Annotated in this window: 19 protein-coding genes; 7 read left to right on the top strand and 12 right to left on the bottom strand. The window is 66.8% G+C overall.

Features of this window, described 5'->3' with window-relative positions:
- Positions 1 to 22 precede the first annotated feature (22 nt).
- The gene (gene xseA, locus ILT42_RS01810; protein WP_204213598.1) at positions 23 to 1,597 is read left to right on the top strand and encodes an exodeoxyribonuclease VII large subunit; all 1,575 of its coding nucleotides are present in this window, start codon (positions 23 to 25) and stop codon (positions 1,595 to 1,597) included.
- Positions 1,598 to 1,652: 55 nt separating this feature from the next.
- Complete coding sequence (locus tag ILT42_RS01805; RefSeq protein WP_229428408.1) at positions 1,653 to 1,877, top strand: DUF2093 domain-containing protein; 225 nt, start codon at positions 1,653 to 1,655, stop codon at positions 1,875 to 1,877.
- Here the strand turns inward: ILT42_RS01805 and lpxK are convergent.
- The 8 genes from lpxK to ILT42_RS01765 form a co-directional block, all read right to left on the bottom strand.
- Entirely contained in the window at positions 1,874 to 2,863 is a 990-nt protein-coding gene (lpxK, locus tag ILT42_RS01800; protein ID WP_204213596.1) for a tetraacyldisaccharide 4'-kinase, read from the bottom strand. The two genes, ILT42_RS01805 and lpxK, sit on opposite strands and share 4 nt — an antisense overlap.
- Positions 2,863 to 4,152: a 3-deoxy-D-manno-octulosonic acid transferase gene (locus ILT42_RS01795; protein WP_204213595.1), complete on the bottom strand. Its 1,290-nt coding sequence runs from the start codon at positions 4,150 to 4,152 to the stop codon at positions 2,863 to 2,865. The genes lpxK and ILT42_RS01795 overlap by 1 nt, the downstream gene beginning before the upstream one ends.
- A 10-nt stretch (positions 4,153 to 4,162) precedes the next feature.
- Complete coding sequence (locus ILT42_RS01790; RefSeq protein ID WP_204213594.1) at positions 4,163 to 4,912, bottom strand: lysophospholipid acyltransferase family protein; 750 nt, start codon at positions 4,910 to 4,912, stop codon at positions 4,163 to 4,165.
- Between the two features lie 14 nt (positions 4,913 to 4,926).
- On the bottom strand, positions 4,927 to 5,160 hold the full coding sequence (locus ILT42_RS01785) for a DUF4170 domain-containing protein (RefSeq protein ID WP_204213593.1): 234 nt from the start codon (positions 5,158 to 5,160) through the stop codon (positions 4,927 to 4,929).
- A gap of 68 nt (positions 5,161 to 5,228) precedes the next feature.
- Positions 5,229 to 6,110: a 3'(2'),5'-bisphosphate nucleotidase CysQ gene (locus ILT42_RS01780; protein WP_204213592.1), complete on the bottom strand. Its 882-nt coding sequence runs from the start codon at positions 6,108 to 6,110 to the stop codon at positions 5,229 to 5,231.
- Between the two features lie 58 nt (positions 6,111 to 6,168).
- A complete protein-coding gene (locus ILT42_RS01775; RefSeq protein WP_204213591.1) occupies positions 6,169 to 7,416 on the bottom strand; it encodes an NAD(P)/FAD-dependent oxidoreductase in 1,248 nt (415 codons plus the stop codon).
- Positions 7,417 to 7,481: 65 nt separating this feature from the next.
- On the bottom strand, positions 7,482 to 8,420 hold the full coding sequence (gene ubiA, locus ILT42_RS01770; RefSeq protein ID WP_204213590.1) for a 4-hydroxybenzoate octaprenyltransferase: 939 nt from the start codon (positions 8,418 to 8,420) through the stop codon (positions 7,482 to 7,484).
- 15 nt (positions 8,421 to 8,435) lie between these two features.
- Entirely contained in the window at positions 8,436 to 8,909 is a 474-nt protein-coding gene (locus ILT42_RS01765) for a hypothetical protein (RefSeq protein ID WP_204213589.1), read from the bottom strand.
- A gap of 187 nt (positions 8,910 to 9,096) precedes the next feature.
- Here ILT42_RS01765 and ILT42_RS01760 point away from each other — a divergent pair, with 187 nt between their 5' ends.
- The 4 genes from ILT42_RS01760 to ILT42_RS01745 all read left to right on the top strand — a co-directional run bounded on the left by ILT42_RS01760 (position 9,097) and on the right by ILT42_RS01745 (position 15,547).
- Positions 9,097 to 9,867: a 16S rRNA (uracil(1498)-N(3))-methyltransferase gene (locus ILT42_RS01760; RefSeq protein WP_204213588.1), complete on the top strand. Its 771-nt coding sequence runs from the start codon at positions 9,097 to 9,099 to the stop codon at positions 9,865 to 9,867.
- A 150-nt stretch (positions 9,868 to 10,017) separates the two neighbouring features.
- Positions 10,018 to 11,157, top strand: a complete 1,140-nt coding sequence (locus ILT42_RS01755; protein ID WP_204213587.1) for a carboxylate-amine ligase — start codon at positions 10,018 to 10,020, stop codon at positions 11,155 to 11,157.
- Between the two features lie 142 nt (positions 11,158 to 11,299).
- A complete protein-coding gene (locus ILT42_RS01750) occupies positions 11,300 to 12,670 on the top strand; it encodes a glutamate--cysteine ligase (protein ID WP_204213586.1) in 1,371 nt (456 codons plus the stop codon).
- An 84-nt stretch (positions 12,671 to 12,754) separates the two neighbouring features.
- Positions 12,755 to 15,547 carry a hypothetical protein gene (locus tag ILT42_RS01745; RefSeq protein WP_229428320.1) on the top strand — a complete coding sequence of 931 codons (2,793 nt, stop codon included), beginning with the start codon at positions 12,755 to 12,757 and terminating at the stop codon, positions 15,545 to 15,547.
- 84 nt (positions 15,548 to 15,631) lie between these two features.
- On the opposite strand, the gene sugE is transcribed toward ILT42_RS01745, so the two are convergent.
- From sugE to ILT42_RS01725, 4 genes are all read right to left on the bottom strand, one after another.
- Positions 15,632 to 15,946 (bottom strand): quaternary ammonium compound efflux SMR transporter SugE, encoded by a 315-nt coding sequence (gene sugE / locus ILT42_RS01740; RefSeq protein ID WP_204213585.1) that lies wholly within the window; start codon positions 15,944 to 15,946, stop codon positions 15,632 to 15,634.
- 136 nt (positions 15,947 to 16,082) lie between these two features.
- The gene (locus ILT42_RS01735; protein ID WP_204213584.1) at positions 16,083 to 16,472 is read right to left on the bottom strand and encodes a hypothetical protein; all 390 of its coding nucleotides are present in this window, start codon (positions 16,470 to 16,472) and stop codon (positions 16,083 to 16,085) included.
- A gap of 180 nt (positions 16,473 to 16,652) precedes the next feature.
- Entirely contained in the window at positions 16,653 to 18,329 is a 1,677-nt protein-coding gene (locus tag ILT42_RS01730; protein WP_204213583.1) for an adenylate/guanylate cyclase domain-containing protein, read from the bottom strand.
- Between the two features lie 153 nt (positions 18,330 to 18,482).
- Entirely contained in the window at positions 18,483 to 19,070 is a 588-nt protein-coding gene (locus ILT42_RS01725) for a DUF2087 domain-containing protein (RefSeq protein WP_204213582.1), read from the bottom strand.
- A gap of 295 nt (positions 19,071 to 19,365) precedes the next feature.
- On the opposite strand from ILT42_RS01725, the gene ILT42_RS01720 reads away from it, so the two are divergent.
- The gene (locus ILT42_RS01720; protein WP_204213581.1) at positions 19,366 to 19,713 is read left to right on the top strand and encodes a hypothetical protein; all 348 of its coding nucleotides are present in this window, start codon (positions 19,366 to 19,368) and stop codon (positions 19,711 to 19,713) included.
- The last annotated feature ends 45 nt before the right edge of the window (positions 19,714 to 19,758 follow it).

The raw sequence follows: 19,758 nt of genomic DNA, 5'->3' as shown, positions 1-19,758 counted from the left end.
GATCAGCCTTTACGTTCACGGCATGTTCGCCGAGAAAGCCTCATCCAACGCTGCCGAGTGGTCGGTTTCCGATCTCGCCGGAGCTCTCAAGCGCACCCTGGAGGACGCCTTCGGGCATGTTCGGCTGCGGGGCGAGGTCTCGGGTTACCGGGGGCCGCACTCCTCCGGTCACGCCTATTTTTGCATCAAGGACCAGAACGCCCGCATCGATGCGGTGATCTGGAAAGGCTCCTTTTCCCGGCTCAGGATCAAGCCAGAGGAGGGCATGGAGGTGATCGCCACCGGGCGCATCACCACGTTCCCGGGCTCGTCCAAATATCAGATCGTTGTGGAGGCCCTGGAGCCCGCCGGGATCGGCGCCCTTATGGCGCTCCTGGAGGAACGACGTCGCAAGCTCACGGCGGAGGGCCTGTTCGCGGCCGAGCGCAAGCGGGCGCTGCCGTACCTGCCCCGCGTCATCGGCGTGGTCACGTCGCCCACCGGCGCGGTGATCCGCGACATCCTGCATCGTCTCGACGACCGTTTCCCACGCCAGGTCCTGGTGTGGCCGGTGCGGGTCCAAGGCGACACCTGCGCGGCCGAGGTCGCCGCCGCGATCCGGGGCTTCAACGCCATGAAGCCAGACGGCCCGATCCCGCGTCCGGATGTGCTGATCGTGGCCCGGGGCGGCGGATCCATCGAGGACCTCTGGGGTTTCAACGAGGAAGTCGTGATCCGCGCGGTTGCGGACGGCTCCATCCCACTCGTCTCGGCGGTCGGCCACGAAACCGATTGGACGCTCATCGACCACGTCGCCGACATGCGCGCCCCGACGCCGACCGGAGCGGCCGAGATGGTCGTGCCCGTGCGGGCCGAACTGGTCGCGACGGTTCAGGATCTCTCCCGACGCCACGTGGAATCGGCTCTTCGGGTGATCGAGCGGCGGCGCACGGACCTGCGCGCCACGGCGCGGGCGCTGCCGTCGTCGGACGCTTTGTTCGCGCCCAAGCGCCAGCGCCTCGACCTTGCGGCCGCGAAGCTCGGACCGGCCCTCATCCTCAATAAGCGGCGCTTCGAGGATCGCCTGTCCCGGATCGCCCGGCAACTGACGCTGAGCTCGCCGGCTTCACGGCTGGCCGAATTCCGGGCGAGACTGGCCGCCACGGACCAGCGGCCGAGGGAGGCGCTGCACCGGCTCGTCCTCGCGAAGGCCGACAAGACGAAGAACGCCGGCCAGCGCCTACAGGTCGCGAGGGACGGGTTCCTGCGCGCAGAGGCCTTGCGCCTCCGCCAGCGGCACGAGAGCGTGCAGGGCGTCGCCGAGCGTCTGCTGCCGGCGCTGGCGGGACAGATCCAGCGCAAGCGCCTGCATCTCGCTTCGGCCTCGAAGCTGTTCGGGAGCCTGAACTACAAGTCCGTCCTGGAGCGCGGCTATGCCCTGGTCCGCGACGCGGATGGCCGTCCGTTGCGCTCGGCGGACGCGGTAGGAGACGGCCAGCATCTCGCCCTGGAATTCGCGGACGGCACCGCCGAGGCGGTGGGCGGACGGGGGCTCCTAAAGGTGTCCAAGCCGCTCAAGCAAAAGGCCTCGGTGGCCGAACAGGGCGCATTGTTCTAGGATCCCGTCTCGCGAGCCTGACATTTCCTTGGGCCGTGCCCATATCGACATCACCATGCTGAAGACTCTCGATCCCAAAGGCGGCGAAGCCGTCGTTCACTATCTCGACGGCAGCTACCGGGTCGTAAAACCCGGCGCTTACGTGCGCTGCGCCGTGACGGGGGAGCCCATTCCGCTCGAGACCCTGACCTATTGGAACGTGGAGCTGCAGGAAGCTTATCTCTCTCCGGAGGCCGTCGCCGACCGGATCGGACGCAAGCCGCGCCGGATCGAGGGTTAATCCCGCCGTCCCGCGAGCCCTGAGAGGATGAGGTCCCGCCAGCCGGCCTGATCCTCCACCTGCAGATGGATCGGCAGGGCCAGAATGTCCCCGGCGGCCGCTCCGATCCGGGCCATGTCCTTCTCGGTGGTCACGAGCTGGAGGCCGTCACGCGCGGCCGTCTCGCGCAGGCGGTCGAGATCCTGGCCGGAATAGGGCTGATGGTCCGGAAAGCCTTGTGTCTTTTCCAGAATGGCGCCGCAGGCCTTCAGGGTGTCGAAGAACTTCTCGGGCCGGCCGATTCCCGCAAAGGCGAAGACCCGTCTGCCCCGCAGGCCAGCCGCCGCCGCCTCGTCGGGCTTCAGCGCCGCCCGGAACACGGGCTTGCCGGAGCCGCGCGCCTCGTCCGCCATCCGCATCCCCGCCAGGCCATCGCCGATCACCAGCACGGCGTCCACGGCGGGCCATTGGGCTTCCATCGGGGCTCTCAAGGGGCCGGCCGGAATGGCAAGGCCGTTGCCGATGCCGGTTCGGCCGTCCACAACCGCTAGGGCGAGATCTTTCACCAGGGACGGATTTTGAAGCCCGTCATCCATGACGATCACGGTCGCGCCGAGCCTGTTCGCCAGGGCCGCCCCGGCGGGTCGGTCGCGGGATACGATGGCGGTGGCCGTGCGGGCGAGGAGCAGCGGCTCGTCGCCGACGTCCTCGGCCGTGTGGCGATCCTCCACCCGCGCCGGCCCGGCGAGCCTTCCGCCATAGCCCCGCGACAGGAAGGCGGGCGTCTCGCCGGCGGCCTTCAGGAGTTCGGCGACGGCTTGCGCGGTCGGCGTCTTGCCCGCACCGCCCGCCGTGAAGTTGCCGACACAGATCACCGGAAGGTCCGCGCGCTCGCCCACCTGGCCCAGACGGCGGGCCGCGATCCCGCCATACAGGAGGCCAAGGGGATAGAGGGCGCGGGAGACCGGACCCGGCGAGGACTGCCACCAGAAGGCGGGCGCCCGCATCAGCGGCGGGCCCCGATCTTCGCCTGGACAATGAACGGCTCGATGGACTGCATCGTCCGGTCGACCGCGCCGCCCAGGCCGAGCACCGCGTCGGAGGCCGCCCGTGCCATCTGGCGCGTCAGGGCCGCATCCCCGAGGAGCTGATTGAGGCCACGGGCAAGGCCGTTGCTGTCATGCACCTCGATGGCGCCCTTGGCGTCGTCGATGGCGGCGTAGATCTCGCGGGCATTGTGAACGTGGGGACCATGCAGGATCGCCGTGCTGAGCTTGGCCGGTTCGATGGGGTTGTGGCCTCCGATGGGCACGAGGGTGCCGCCCATCAGCACGATGGACGACAACCTGTAGAACAGCCCCATCTCGCCCATGGTATCGGCCACGTAGACGTCGAGGGCCCGGTCGGGATGAACGCCCTCGGAGCGCCGTCCGGCCCGCAGGCCGGCCCGATGCGCGATGGACGCCACCTCCTCGCCGCGATGGGGATGGCGCGGCGCGATGATCGTCAGCAGGTTGGGGTGACGCTGCGTCAGTGCCCTGTGAACCGCCACGATGGCGGTCTCCTCGCCCGGATGGGTGCTCGCGGCGAGCCAGACGGGACGCCCGGCGATCAATCCCGAGAGCTGGGCCACCACGCGAGGATCCGCCGGGGGCGGCGACACGTCGAATTTGAGGTTCCCGGCCATGACCACGCGGGGGGCGCCGAGGCGAGCCAGGCGCTCGGCGTCCTCGGGCGACTGCGCGAGGCACAGGGCGAAGCGCTCGAGCAGGGACCCGATGATCCGGGGCAGCTTCTGCCAACGCCGGAAGGAACGGTCCGACATGCGCCCGTTCACGAGGATGAGCGGCACATGGCGCTGCTCGAGTTCGACCACCGTGTTGGGCCAGATCTCCGATTCGGCCACGAGGGTGAGATCCGGCTTCCAATGATCCAGGAAACGCCTGACGTAGCGCGGCACGTCCAAGGGAACGAACTGGTGGAAAGCTCCGGGCGGCAGCCGACGGGCGATCAGGCCCGCCGAGGTCTTGGTCCCGGAGGTCACGAGCACGGACAGTCCGCGCTGGGTCAGGCGCTCGATGACGGGGATCAGCGACAGCGTCTCGCCGACGCTCGCGCCGTGCACCCAAGCGACGTGCCCGTTGGGACGTTGCCGGCTGGGGTAGCCGCGCCGTTCGCCCAAGCGCGTGCGCTCCTCAAGGCCCTTGCGCTGGCGCCAATAGAGAAAGCCGAGCACGGCCGGCTCCAGGACGGCCGTGGCCCTCCGGTAGGTATTGATCAGAAGCGGAAGGCTCATGGAAGCGGGCTCATGGGGACAACCTCTCGACCGGGCCGACGCTCCGGGAGGCCGCCTTGCCGCCGGGGTCTCGGGAGCCGATCAGCGCATAGGCGCGCTCGTGGACCCGGTCCAGCTCGCGCTCCACCGTCTGCCGCGCGGCCTCGATGGTGGCCGCGTCGGCGTCCCGGGCCACATGGATCGGGTCGCCCAGCACCATCGCGCCGCGTCCGAAAGGCAGCCCGATGCTGGCCTTGTCCCAGCTGTCGAAGTCCCGCCGGCGGCTCGTCACCACCGCGACGGGCACGATGGGGCGGCCGGAGATCTGGGCCAGGATCACGATGCCGTCGCCGCACACGCGGGCGACCTTGGGAATGTCGGCCGTCATCACCACCATCTCGCCCTGCGCGAGCGCCCGCAGCATGCCGCGCATGGCCGACACGCCGCCCTTCTTGCGCACGTCGCGGCCCCGCGCCCCGGAGCCCCGGATGGCCCGGATGCCGAGATGGCGCAGCGCGATGGCGTTGAACTCGCCGTCGCCCGAGCGCGACACGAGGCTCGCGGCCCGGTCCTGCGGCCGCTTGGCGAAATGGATCATGAAATGCTGGCCGTGCCACATGGCCGCGATCACCGGCATCATGGGCCCGATGCGCTCGTAGGCGTCCGCCGGCTCCATGACGAACCGGTTGGTACGGCGCACGAGCTCGAGATACCGCGCCACCATGAGGCCGAGGGCCTCCTGGACTTTGCGCGAGCGGGTGATGCGCTTGACGAGACCCATTGCGGCCCGAGGGATCAGCTCTGCTGCGGGTCGAGCAGCCGGTGGAGATGCACCACGAAATAGCGCATCTCGGCATTGTCCACGGTCGCCTGGGCCTTCGATTTCCAGGCCGCATGGGCGGTCGCGTAGTTCGGGAAGATGCCGACGATGTCGAGCTTGGACAGATCCTTGAAATCGATGCTGTCGATGCTCTCCAACTCTCCTCCGAAAACCAGGTGAAGCAGCTGCTTGCCGGACGTGTCGCTCATAGGGACGGTCAACTCCTGATGGGGTGGCGGAAACGGATTCGCGAGGCTTTCGGACAAGCCCCGGCCTTTCAGCCTCTCATGGCCCTAATGGCGCGCGGATGCAACCATGCTGCGGCCGCGACGAGGTCGCCGTGGGTGGGGTGAGAGCGGTTGTAGCCCGGCTCCGTGCCGGTCAAATCCGTGAGAGCGCCGCCGGCCTCGCGCAGGATCAGGTGGGCGGCGGCGATGTCCCAGTCATGGGAATTGGCGGACGCGAACCCGAGGTCGAGAGTCCCGTCCGCCACCCGCACGATTCGCAGGGCAAGGGATGGGATCTTGGGCAGGCACTCGACCTCGGCGCCTCGGCCCGCATAGCGGTCCATGAGGGGCTTCGGCCCCGAGATCAGCAATCGGCTCCGGTCCTGTCCGTCCGGCACCCGCAGCGTCCTGCCGTTGAGGAGCGCGCCACCCGCGAGGCTCGCCTCGTACAGACGGTCTGGAACAGGGGCGTGGATCGTCCCCAGGATGGGCTTTCCGTCACGCACGAGGGCGATCGACACGCACCATTCCGAACGCCCGGCCGCGAAGGCCCGCGTCCCGTCGATGGGGTCTACCACCCAGACCAGGCTCCGGGACAGGCGGGAGGGGTCGTCCGCCGTCTCCTCGGACAGCCATCCCGCCTCCGGCAGGAGGCCCGTCAGGCGCTCCTTGAGGAAGGTGTCGACGGCGATGTCCGCCTCCGTGACCGGGGAATTGCCAGGCTTGTACCAGACCTGGGCGGCGGTCTGCGCTCCCTCTCGAAAACGCTCCATGGCCATGGCGCCTGCCTGCCGGGCGGCCTCCCGGACATCCGGCATCAGGGAGGCGACGAGGGCGGTGGGAGAGGAGGACAGCATGGCGCGGAAACAATGGGGCGGAAGTGGGCTCCTGGCCAGACCGCGCATTGCCGCGCCGGCCTTTTCCCTGTTCATGACGCCGTCTTTCGGCTTGCGCCGGCCGGGATGGGCCCGACGGTTGGAAGCCGTGGGCTCAGGGAGTCGTCCGGTCGATGGCATAATCGCCGAACCAGGCCCTGTCCTCACCCTCCACGAGCGCGCTCAGGATCCGGGACGCCATGAAGCTGTAAGTGATGCCGTTGCCGCCGTATCCATAGGCCGCGAGCATCCGAGGAGCGCCCGGCACGCGTCCGATCAGCGGCAATCCGTCGTCGGTTTCCCCGAACTGGGCCGACCAGGAATATTCCACGTCGTATCGGGCCGCTGGCCACAGCTCCCGCATTTTCGACAGGAGCCGGGCGACCTTGGCGGGCGTGGCCGCCTCCCGTTCGGCAGCGTCCTGGGTGTCGTCGTCCTCGCCACCCAGCACGATCCGGCCCTCATCCGTCGTCCGGGCATAAAGGTAGGGGGTGGCGGCCTCCCAGATGAGAACACGGTCGTGCCACAGCGCTCCGGGGGATTGCGGGCAGGTTGCGATGCACCAGCTTGAGACGGTGCGGTGATTGTCCGACCGCAGGAAGTCCGGCATCTCGTAGCCGGTCGCCAGAACCACATGCCCCGCTTCGATGGTGGGGCCGCTCGCCAGGGTCAAAGCGGCGCTTCCCTCCGTCCAGTCATAGGCGACGACCTCGTCCTCCACGAGGACCGCTCCGTGCAGAAGCGCCGTCCTGAGGAGGTTGAGGGACAGGCAGAGCGGATCGGCTTCCGCGGAACCGGGCGACAGCAGAGCGGCCGGGCGGATCATGCGGAACGTATCGGCCAACGCGCCCCGATCGAGCAGCGCGCCGGGAAGTCCCGCCCTTTCCCGAAGGGCATGTTCGGCCGAAAGCCCGGCGAGCCCCGTATCGGCGCTCCCGAGATACAGGGTCGAGCGCGGCGTGAAATGGCAGGAGGCGCCCAGGGCATCCACGAAGGCGGTCAGGTCCGTCATGGCCGTGAAACTGCGCCGGTAGAGGCCCGCAGCCTTCTCAAACCCGTACATGTCGGAGAGTTCGGACAGCGACGTGTCGATCTCCCATTGCAGCATGGCGGTGCTCGCCGCAGTGCTGCCGCGCCCCGGCATCAGCTTGTCCACCACCACGACGGAATGGCCCCGCCGGGTGAGGGCCTCGGCCACGAAGGATCCCGTGATGCCCGCGCCCACCACCACGACGTCGCAGCGCGTGTCCGCCAGGATGGGCGTGCGGGGGAAGGGCGCCTGATCGACGTGCCAGGGAGGAGACCCTGATCGCAGCTCGCGAACGTCCGACGATGCTTCCTCAACGCGACCCAACTCAAACATCGACCGGCCCTCAGCTGAGCCATTCAACGTCATCCGGCGTCAGTCGTTCCGTGGATGCGCCTCGGTCAGAGGAAGCGCAGGGCGCTGTCGAGAACCAAGCCCGCAAACAGCAGAAGGCCCGCATCGCGGTTGGCGCGAAACAGCCTCAGGGCTCCGGCACCGTCGGTTGCATCTGCCTTGCCCACCTGCCAGACGAGATGGGCCCCGAAGAGCCCCAGGCCCAGATAGGCGGTAGGTCCGGTGCCTGCGCGCCAGAACGCCGCGGCGATGAGCACCCAGGCCAGCGCGTAGCAGATCGCGATGCCGTGCCGGACCTTCGCGCCGAAGAAACGGGCGGAGGACTTGATGCCCGCGATCTCGTCGTCCTCGATGTCCTGGAGGGCGTAGATCGTATCGTAACCCACCACCCACGCGATCGTGCCCGCGTAGAGCAGCACCGGCGCGAGGCTCAAGGATCCGAACGCCGCCGCCCAGCCCATGAGGGCGCCCCAGGAAAAGGCGAACCCGAGCACGATCTGCGGCATCCAGAAGAACCGCTTCATGAAGGGGTAGAGCAGCACGATGCCCACGGATGCGAAGCCCGTGAGGATCGCGAAGGCGTTGAATTGCAGCAGGATCGCCAGGCCGATGAGGCATTGCAGGATCAGGAAGCCGATCACGGCCCTGAGGGTCACCTGCCCCGAGGGCAGGGGGCGCATCCGGGTGCGCTCCACCCGGGCGTCGAGGTCCCGGTCCACGATGTCGTTGTAGGTCGAGCCCGCGCCGCGCATGGCGATAGCCCCGACGAGGAAGAGGACGCAGTGCCACGGGTTCGGCCAGGGCTGCCCGCCCGCGCCGGCCGCCAGGGCGGCCGACCACCAGCACGGCAGGAGCAGCAGCCACCAGCCGATGGGCCGCTCGATGCGCGCGAGGCGCAAGTAGGGGCGAAGCCGCGCGGGGGCGATCCGGTCGGCCCAGTGACCCCGGACGGCGTCCGGCAGGGACGAGTCGATCGGACGCGCCATGAACGCGCGAGAGCCTTAGAGGGCGCCCTGGGGCATCTTGTAGGTGCCGGTGAGGCCGCCACCACCCAGGAGGCCGCCTCCGCCCCCGTTCTTCTGGGCGTCGCGGGCCTGCTTCTCCATCTGCGCCACCTTGGCGGCGGCCGCGCAGGCCTTGCCCTTCATCTCCACGGCGCGGCCGTGGTCGGCCTTGAAGTTGCTGGCGAACTCGTCCGGAACCTGGCACCAGTCCTTGTTGGACTCGATCCATTTCATGCCGCCGTCACCGTTGGTGACGAGCTTGGAGAAGATCGTGCAGGCGGCGCGGGGGTCGACCGTCTTCTTCTTGCCGCTCCCGCCCAGGCCTTGAATCTGCTTGATCAGGGACTGGCGTTCGCCGAGAAACTTCTGGGCATAGGCGCAATCGTTGCTCGCCTGCGCGAAGGCAGGGGCAGCCATCAACATGCTGACGGTGGCGAACGCGGCAGCCATGTGCATACGGGCGTGCGTCATCGAAAAATCCTCGAGAAGGCAGCGCAACCCGTTGCGCGCCGATGCCCTGTTAGCAGGGAAAGGGCCAGCACGCCAAGTGACGAATGGCCTCGGCACCCTCACGGGGTGTTGATGCGCACCGCGGCCGTTGCGGCGCCGGGCTGCCCGAGGGCTTGTCAAAAGCCTCCCGGGCGACAACAACCGCCCCATGGCATCTTACGACTTCAATGCGCCCCGCCTCTTCGTCGACCACCCCCTCCGGGCAGGCTCCAGGATCGCTCTCGATCGGGCGCAGGCGAACTATCTCCTGAATGTCCTGCGACTCGGGCCCGGAGGGTCGGTGCTGGTCTTCAACGGGCGCGATGGCGAGTGGCGGGCGGAGATCGCCGTGGAGGGCCGCAAGGCGGCCGACCTCGTCCCGGCGGAGCAGGTGCGCGCCCAGACAGCCCCGCCCGACCTGCTCTATCTCTTCGCGCCCCTCAAGCACGCCCGCCTCGACTACATGGTGCAGAAGGCCGTGGAGATGGGAGCGGGCGCGCTGCGCCCGGTCTTCACGCGGCGAACGCAGAGCTCGCGGGTGAACCTGGACCGGATGCGCGCGAATGTGATCGAAGCCGCTGAACAATGTGGCATCCTGTCGGTCCCGGAGGTGCTGCCCGAGCTCGATCTGGACAAGGCGCTCAGGGGGCTAGAGCCCGACAGAACCTTGATTTTTTGCGATGAGGACGCCCCGCCCGGCAGCCCTGTGAATATATTGTCAAGCTTGCGGAACCCGGGAGCCAAGCTCGCCGTTATCGTGGGTCCCGAAGGGGGGTTCACCGATCAGGAGAGAGCGCTTGTTGCCGCCCACGACTTGTGTATCCGCGTATCGTTGGGACCGCGCATCCTACGGGCCGACACGGCGGCGGTCGCCGTCTTGGCGCTGGTCCAGGCGACCCTGGGCGATTGGGGCCGGAGCGACGGCCCAACAACCGGCTGACCGGATAAAACCGTAGCCTCAAGAGCTTAGCCGTTTGATCCCGATTTGCTCCGATCTTGCCCAAAAGGGTTGGAGTTTGACGCTGGCCGGCAGCGTATCATGCTCGCATATAACCCCGCAGAAAAAGAATAATGACGAGGAGTTTCAAGAATGGCTGGGGATTTTAAGTTCGGAATCGAAGAGGAATACTTCGTCAACGACGCCCTGAAACGCGACGCCGCCCGCGGAAGAATCAAGGAATTCTTCGACGATTGCCGCGACAACCTGTCGGACGATATCCAGCCAGAGATGCTGGAGCCTCAGCTCGAGATCGCCACGAAGCCTCATGTCGATTTCGCTGAGGCGCGCGCACAGCTCGCCGGCCTGCGCGCATCGGTGGGTGAGATCGCCCGTGGACACAACCTGACGCTCATGGCGTCCGGCACTCATCCGCTGGCCGTCTGGTCCCGCGTCCGGCCCAACACCCAGCCGCGCTACGGCAAGGTGATGCACGATCTGCAGATGGTCGGCAGTCGCACCATCGTGTGCGGCATGCACGTCCACGTGGAGGTGCCCGACCTCGAAGCCCGCGTCGACCTCATGAACCGGATCCAGCCCTATCTGCCGCTGCTCTTGGCGCTATCGACGTCCTCACCGTTCTGGCAGGCTCAGCGCACGGGCCTCCTGGGCTATCGCCTGGCCGCCTACCGTGAGCTGCCCCGCACCGGCCTGCCGGACCTGTTCCAGGACGCGGCGGACTACAAGCGCTATATCGACACCCTCGTGGCGGCCCGCGCCATCGAGAATTCCAGCTATGTGTGGTGGCTGATCCGCCCGTCTCTCAAGCATCCGACCCTGGAACTGCGCGTGGCCGACAGCTGCACGCGGGTCGACGACACCATTGCCATCGCGGCGCTCTACCGCTGCCTCGTTCGCCATCTGACCCGGGACTCGAAGCTCAACGCGGGCCAGACCGGGGCATCTCGCGCCATCAACGACGAGAACGGCTGGCGGGCCCAGCGCTACGGCATCCACGGCAGCTTCGTCGACGAGGCCTCCCGCAGCGCCAAGCCGGTGCGTCAGGTGCTGGACGAGGTCCTGGCCCTGGTGAGCGAGGACGCCGACGCCCTCGGCTGCCGCCGGGAGCTCGATCTCGCCCGCTGGATCGTGGCCCGGGGCACGAGCGCCGACCAGCAGCTCGCGATCTACACCGAGGCCATGGGCCGGGGCCGGTCCAGCCGGGACGCGCTGGCCAGCGTGGTCGACTGGCTCTCGGCCGAAACGGTCGGTGAGACGGCCTTCCGGCACTGATCCGTCCTGAACGAGCCCCCCTCGAAATCGAGGGGAGGTCTGCGGCTTCCTCATTGCAGCTTGGCGGCAAGGCCTCTATTTACACGCGACCCGACTTTCGGCGCGACCCAAGGGGCCGTGCCTTCTTTGCATGAGGTGATCCATGGCGCGCGACGTTTCCGATGCGAATCTCATCGGGGCGCGGTCCGAACTCGTGGAATGGTTCGCCTCCGGGGCCAAACCGCGCCAGGATTGGCGGCTGGGCACCGAACACGAGAAGGTGCCGTTCTATAGGGCTGACGCGTCCCCCGTTCCCTATGAGGGGGAGCGTGGGATCCGGGCTCTCCTGGACGGGATGGGGCGGCTCAGCGGCTGGGAGCCCATCCTGGAGAACGGCAAGCCCATCGGACTGGCGGACGATGCGGGCGGCGGCGCCATCTCGCTCGAGCCCGGCGGGCAGTACGAGCTTTCCGGCGCCCCCCTGCGTGATCTCCACGAAACCGCCGCCGAGACGAACGCTCACCTGGCGGACGCCAAGCGCGTGGGCGGCGAACTCGGCATCGGGTTCCTGACGCTCGGCATGAGTCCGCTCTGGACCCGCGCGCAGACGCCCGTCATGCCCAAGGCGCGCTACCGCATCATGACGGATTACATGCCGAAGGTGGGCACGCGGGGCCTCGACATGATGTACCGCACCTCCACGGTGCAGGTGAATCTCGACTACGGCTCCGAGGCCGACATGGTGAAGAAGCTGCGGGTGTCGCTTGCGCTCCAGCCCATCGCCACGGCGATCTTCGCGAACTCTCCTTTCACGGACGGCAAGCCCAACGGCTTTCTATCCGGTCGCTCCCATATCTGGCTCGACACGGACAACAACCGCTCCGGCATGATGCCGGGCGCTTTCGAGGACGGTTTCGGCTTCGAACAATACGTGGATTGGGCGCTCGACGTGCCGATGTACTTCGTCAAGCGCGATTCGACCTATCACGACGTGACCGGCGCGTCCTTCCGGGACCTGCTCGAGGGCAAGCTGCCGCAGATGCCCGGCGAGCGGGCCACCCGCTCAGACTGGGCGAACCACGTTTCCACGCTCTTCCCGGAGGTGCGCCTCAAGCGCTATCTCGAGATGCGAGGGGCCGATGTCGGGCCGCCAGAGCACATCACGGCGCTCTCGGCCTTCTGGGTCGGGCTGCTCTACGACGAGACGGCCCTCGACGGCGCCTGGGAGCTGGTGAAGGCCTGGACCGCCGAGGAGCGGCAGGCGGTGCGGGACGCCGTGCCGGCGCTGGCCCTCAACGCGACGGTGGCCGGGCGCCCCGTGCGGGAGGTCGCCGCTGAGGCGGTGGCGCTCGCCAAGGCGGGACTGGCCCGCCGCGCCCTGCGCGATGCGCGCGGGCAGGACGAGACCGTGCATCTGGCTTACGTAGAGGAAATCGTCGGCTCGGGCGTCACGGTGGCCGAGCGGTTGCTAGAGCGCTTCCACGGGGAATGGGGCGGGTCGGTGCGGCCGGTGTTTTCGGAGTGCGTGTTCTGAAGCCGGAACGACTTGCAAAAGTTTGCTGAAAGTGAAATGCAATAACGTATAAGGCCACTAACGGCTTTCGCGTGGGGCATTTCAATGACGACCAAGATCCTGGCCGCCGTCACCTGGACGGGCGATGGAACAGACCAGACCTATAGCGTGACCGCAGATCAGGTCGAAGGCTCGCGCCTCGACGCCAAGGGCGGAAGCGACCGCCTCAATCTGACGGGCGGCGGCATGTTCAAGTTGAACAACATGCTTGCGTTGAGCGGGTTCGAGACCATCGCGGGGACGAGTGCGGCCGATCACATCGTCATCGAATCGGACCAGTTGGCCGGTATCAAGCTCATCGACAGCGGCGACGCGCTCGACAGCGATACCCTCACGATTCAGGGCTACGACGTCGACCTGAATGGTCTCGCCATCACGGGCTTCCGAGTGATTGAGCTCTCCTCGAGTGTATGGGGTACATATGTCGACAACGTTTCGGACTGGACGCTGGCGTCGAAGCTCAGAGCCTACACGTCCACTTATGACGAGCTGAACTATACCGGCGACCTCGGGGCGGGCTTCATGGAGAAGATCCGGGTCCTGTGGAACAACGGCATCGATACGGTTTACTACGACGGAGAAACCTACACCAACGAGGCTCCCGACCTCGATCTCGGAGAGGACCAGATCGTTGGCCCGGCCTCCGAGCGGTTTTCGTTCGCGGATGCGACGCTGTCCGACGACGACGAAAAGATCGGGTCGATCCAGTTCGTGAGCTATGGGAGAGGTGTGTTCTCGATCGGAGGCGCCTTCGCGGCTCCGGACGGGTGGGTTGACGGCAAGCGCGTCGAGCACAATGACACCGAGATCGGCACCATCCACGTGCTCGACGAAGGCGTGATCAAGGTCGACTTCGATGGTGGCCTCGCGATTGCCACCGCGCAGAGCTTCATTCGAGCGCTCTCCTACCTGTCGGTTACCGGAGGGACGGCGGCCGAAGAACACCTGATCAGCATCGAGGTTTCCGATCTCGGCGGGCGAACCAGCGAAGACGCCGTCACGTTTGTCACCTTGCCGGCGAATTGGCGCAGCCTGACCGAAGGCGACGACAATATCGTCGGTACGGACGCGGACGAGTTCTTCGTCGTTCAGGATCGTCTCATCGATGCGGGCGACAGGATCGATGGCGGTGCCGGCGTCGATACACTGTACTTCCTGGATTGGGACGACGCCGATCTGAGCGGAATTGCATCCCTGAAAGGGATCGAGAACGTCCTCGGAAGCGAATACTCGAACTTCATCACCCTGTCGGCCAGCCAGTTCAACGGGATCTCGTCCTTTGACGGCGGACAGGACACCCTGGGCGACGACACCCTGGCCATTCGCGGCGGGACGGCGGATTTCAAGGGCAAGACCGTCACTCGCTTCGAGCAGATCAATCTCGTGGACGGTGCCACCGCGATCTTCGAGAAGGAGCAGATCGGGCTGGCCAAGCTGGCATACGCGTCCGGGGGCACCGGCGCCTCGGTCGTTCTCAGGAACGAAACCTTCAGCGACACGGAACGGACGCAGCTGTTCCGGCGTGGGATCGACAGCATCACGGATGCGTCCGGCACGAAGGTGAACAAGGCCGCGCAGGTCGCGAACCTCCAAGGCGACAAGGTCAAGATCCTCAACGGCGCAACAGGTTTCCTCGATGCGGGCCGCAATGCCGTCGTGACGGACGAAGAGTATCTGAACTATCTCATCATCGACCAATCAGTTGATGACGGGAAAGGAACACTCTCCGTCGATCAATCCGGCATCTTCAAGCTCAAGGCCGACACATCCTCTGGAGGGACCTACTACAGGATCATCGCCAATGGAGCGACCGAGGTCGGTTCCTATGAGGCGTCGTCGAAAGGTTCTCTCGACATCAGCCTGACGGAAGACGCCACGCCTGCTCTTGTGCAGGAGTTGATCCGCTCGATCGCCTACACACGCGCGGCGGACAGTGCGGCCGTATGGTCCAACAAGGTCGATTTCACGCTCTACGACAGCGGTTACCGGCGTTCGGTCTTCACCGTGGAAGTCGGCTCGGACGGCAACTCCGCTCCGACGTCGATCTCGCTCTCCGGCTCGAGCGTCCAGGAACTTGCCGCGAACGGCACCGTGATCGGGCGGGTGTCGGCCCTCGATCCCGATGCAGGCGACGTGATCACGCTCTCGCTCACCAACAATGCCGACGGACGCTTCGCCCTCGTCAACGGCGCGCTCACGGTTCTCGACGGGGTGAAGCTCGATTACGAGCAGAACCTGTCTCACGCAGTCACCGTTCGCGCGACGGACTCGAAGGGCCTGTTCATCGACCGGACCTTCACGATCAACGTCACGGACCTTTTGGTGGAGCGCACCCAGGGCACGCCGTTCAACGACGTCATCAAGGGCGGCAAGGGCAATGACGTCCTCGCCGGCGGCCTGGGCGACGACATCCTGTTCGGCGGGCTCGGCAAGGACAAGCTGACGGGCAACGGCGGCAAGGACACGTTCGTGTTCGACACCAAGCCCAACGTCAAGGTCGACGCCAAGCTGAAGGTCACGCTGAACGCCAACTCGAATGTCGACGTCATCACGGATTTCGATTCCAAGCAGGACTCGATCTATCTCGACAATGCCGTCTTCGCCATGATGGGCAAGAAGGGGACGCCGGTTCAGTCCGTCAAGATGAAGGCGTCGTTCTTCAAGGAAATCGGCATCGGCAAGACGCTCGTTCAGGATCGGGACGATTACATCGTCTACGATAGGAAAGCCGGCAAGATCTATTACGACTCCAATGGGGCCAAGGACGGCGGCATGTTCCTGATCGCGACCGTGAAGCCGAAAACGGTGATCAAAGCCGACGACTTCTTCGTGATCTGAAGATCCGAGGCAGAGCCAAGGACGAAGGCCGCGGGAGAAACCCTCTCGCGCCTTCGTGCCGATAAAGCTTCGTTTTCGCGCCGGTCAGGACGCCATCTTCAACCCGAGAATGCCCACCACGATCAGGCCGATGCAGGCCAGCCGCGCGGCGTTCGCGGGATCCGCGAAGAGATAGATACCGAGCAGGGCCGTGCCCACCGTGCCGATGCCGGTCCAGACCGCATAACCTGTCCCGACCGGAAGCGTCTTGAGGGCAAGGCCGAGCAGCACGACGCTGACGATCATGCTGGCAACTGTCAGGGCCGAGGGGACGAGACGGCTGAAACCATCCGTGTATTTGAGGCCAATGGCCCAACCGATTTCGAACAATCCCGCGAGGGCGAGGTAGATCCATGCCATGACGATGCTCCGTCGGAAGCAGGGTCGTCCCCACTCTGGGTCAGGATCGGGCGAGGTCGTCCAAGCCCGGCGGAACGCGGTCCGCTCGTCCAGATATACGATCTCACGCAAGATCGCTCAAGGGCCGCGGGGGGGTTCAGGGCTGGGCCGCTACGGCCGGAGCAGACGGGGCCACATCGGAGGCAGGGGCGTCCGGCGCCGGCTCCGAGGCCATGCCCTTCAGGGAGCGCATGGGGTTGAACGGCGCGTAGGAGTTGTGCTTCCAGGCATCGCCGCAATTCTGGCAGATGGACCGGAACAGGAAATCGTTGTCGGCCATGCGTTTGAGCAGGCGCTCCTGGCGTGCGACGGCATCCTCGGGCGCGGGCTCGTAGCCCGACGGACGGACCTTCAAGCGAAGCGGCTGGGAGGCGCCGGTCGATGCCTCCGGCCCTGTGCCGGGCGGTGCTGCGGGAGCCTGTGCCATCGCCGGGAGCGACAGGGGCAACAGGGCGAGGCAGGCCAGGATGAAGCGCTTTGATTCCATGGTCCGATTGGAATCCAGGTGACACTGTTTCGTCAAGCGCGCCGAAGGGGTGGCAGGCGGCTAATTGGACGCATCCGTCACGGTTCTTTCCCCATCCCCTTTTCAAGCTCGCAGCCAGGTCGTTCGCCGCGGGGCCGCCGTTTTGAACCCCGATTCCCGCTCGATCCTTGCGACAATGCCCTATTGCACTGCTCGGGCGGCGCTCCGGACGATCCATGCATCCACCGGCATCGCCCGGCCGCGAACCGTCACGGTCTGGCGTTCGTGCGCTGCGAGGTCGAGCCGGGCTCGTTGGGCGAGCTCGGCGGAGATCACCAGTTCCACATCGCGCTCCTTGGCGACGCTTTCCAGACGGCTCGCCACGTTGATGGTGTCGCCCACGGCCGTCAGGCCGCTGGCCTGGCCGTAGCCCATCTCACCCAGGATGGCGGGGCCGGCATGGAGGCTGACCACCACCGCGAGGGGGCGGTCGAGTTCCGTCGCGTGCGCATCGCTGAGCTGACGCACCCCCTCGACGATCCGAAGGGCGGCCTCGAAGGCCTGCCGGGCGGCATCCTCCGGGGAGGCGTTCAGGCCGAACAGGGCCAGCGCCCCGTCGCCGATGAACTTGTCGAGATGGCCGCCCGACTGTTCCACCGCATGGCCCACGATCTCGAAATAGCGGTTGAGCAGGAAGACCGTGTCGAAGGGCAGCCGATCCTCGCTGAAGCGCGTGAAGCCCCTTAGGTCGCAGAACAGCACGGCCAGCTCGCGCTCGCGGCCGCCGGTCTGGCGGCTTCCTCCCAGGGACGCCACGAGTCCCGGCTGGTGGGTCGACAGGACGGGGACGACGGCGATGTCCCGCGTCGGGCGCAGCTGGCAGGCGAGACGGATGTCCGGGCCCGCCCCGATGCGGGTGAGCGTCGCCTGCTCCTGGGGCGTGGGCCGGGGCTGGCCCTCCAGGCCCTCCACGATCCGCACGCGGCAGGTCGAGCAGCGCCCGCGTCCGCCGCAGGCCGATGGATGGGGAATGTCCATGAGCCGGCTGGCTTCGAGCACGGTGAAGCCCCGCGGCACGACGGCGGTCCTGTCACCCGGATAGGCTATGCGCACACGGGTCGAGAGCGTGCGGTAAGAGCGCAGCCCCCGCGCGGCGAAGACGCCGGCGATGAGCGCCGTGAAGCCGCCCATGAGCGCGGCGCGGATCCCATCCACCGTCGGGTCGTTCCGGGGCGGCAGGAAGGTGAAGCGGTCCGGATCGGCCGCGATCTCCTTCCCGGCCTCCGCGAAGCCCAGTAGGGCCAGAACGGGCAGCAGCAAGGCGCCAGCATAGAGCAGGGGCGTCCATTGCCGGAACCAGGGCTTGACCCTCAGCCAGAAATAGACGCCCAGGCACCCGTGCAGCCAGGCGATGACGAGCGCCAGCGCCTGACGGGCCCCGTTCTCGGGACTGAGGACCCAGAGGTTCCGGATCACATCCGGGTAGCCGACCTCGCGCCCGGTCACGGAGAACTCGACCCGCGTTCCCACCACATGCGCCACGAGAAGGAAAGGCAGCGACAGGCCGAGAACGAGCTGCGCGGCCTCCCGAGGGGGCATGCGAAGGGTCCTTCGCCGGAACAGGGCGTCGAGCGCCAGGGCGAAATGCGTGGCGAGCGCGCCATAGAGCAGGGCGGTCCCGGCCGGATTGCGCCAGAGCCGGTTGAACCATTGCCGCGCCGCTTCCATGGCTTCCACGGAGACGAGGCCGAGCGCATGGTTGGCGAAGTGGCTGACCAGGAAGGCGCCCAGGATCAGTCCCGACGCCAACCGGATATCGCGAAGGGGCAGGCCTTTCCGGGACTCTGGCGCGGGAGGGCCCGAGGGCGGGACGTTCATGGAGGGACGTTCATGGCGGGACGTTCATAGCGGGACGTTCATGGGGATCCGATCAGCGGGGGAGAGATCCTATGGGAGGATAATGCCTTCGCGACCAATGACAAACCGGTGAGACATGCCCGGCCGGCGACCGGGCATGGCCTTGGGGTTCGGCTAGGCGGCGGGCGGCAGGGTCTTGAGGCGGCGCAGGAAGGCCGACGCTTCGTCGGGGACGGGTTGCTCGACCCGCCGGTAGACCCGTCCGTCGCGGGTGCGCTCCAACAGGCCGTTGTCGCATAGGAGGCGTCGCAGCAGGGCAGGGTCGTCGAATGCGTGGAGTGCCCGCAAGCGCCCATTCACCTCGGCTTCCGACCAGTCCTGCCGGGCCGGGAACCGAGACCAGAGCCCCCAGAGAACCAGCAGGCGCTGGGTGTGCTTCGGCGGCCACCGCACGAGCAGACCAGTGGAATCGTAGCAGCGCAAGAGCCTCTCGATGCGCTCCGTGCCCACGGCCGGCTTCCCGTCCGCGTTGCCGCCGGGGCGAGGCTGCGGCGCAGGCGCGTCCATGGTCCCGGGCACCATGTGCTCGGCCCGATAGTGCTGAAAGTTGCGGTACCCGGTCGATCGGGCGAGCATATTGAGGAGTTCGACGTGCCCCGGAGGACGATCCGGCGATGACGTGCGCTTGGCCAGCTGGTCCTTCAGCGACCGGGCGACGGAGGAGATGTCGTTCGCTTGGAACGGCAGAACGGTTCTGGACATGATGGATCCCTGTTCACGTGCCTATCCGACAGGGGATGATCGGTGATCGCCGTTCCGACGCGGCACAGGAATACGCTGTCCGGCGGTTGAATGACAGGTTTAGCGTCCCTTGCGGGGGCGATGCCTCGGTGAACTGCTGACCGAAAGATATCGATAGCCGGAATGATCACCGAGGGTCAACCCAAGCGCAGCCGTTCGAGGATCCTCGCGACGGGAAAGCCTGAAATTAAGCCTGTGGCACGACTCCATTTGTCAATTGCATCAGTATAGCATTAATTTGGGCGCCATGACGTGCGTGAGCAGCCTCGATAGCGACGAATGCCTCGCCGGAGGGGGCGAGGCAGGCCTGCTTTTGCGCGAGAGGGACTGGCGGAACTCTGCCCTGGGGGAGCCCCGGCACTGGCCCCAGCCCTTGAAGGGCGCCGTCAGCCTGATGCTCAATTCGCCCCATCCAATCTTCATCGTCTGGGGCGACGAGGCCGTGTGGCTGTTCAACGATCCCTTCGCGGCGCTCCTCGAACCCTTTCGTCGTGAGAGCCTCGGGCGCAGCCAGGCATCCGAGCGGCCGGACTCATGGTCCCACATCCGGTCCCTTCTCCCGCGCCTCTACAATGGGGACGCCAAGGTGTTCGACGAAACATGATGGGACCTCATACCGGGTCGGGTTCATGAGGGGCATCGCCTCGTC

The sequence above is a fragment of the Microvirga pudoricolor genome (assembly GCF_016892705.1).
In the GTDB taxonomy this organism is placed as follows: Bacteria; Pseudomonadota; Alphaproteobacteria; order Rhizobiales; family Beijerinckiaceae; genus Microvirga; species Microvirga pudoricolor.
This window is presented reverse-complemented; position numbering and strand designations above follow the sequence as displayed.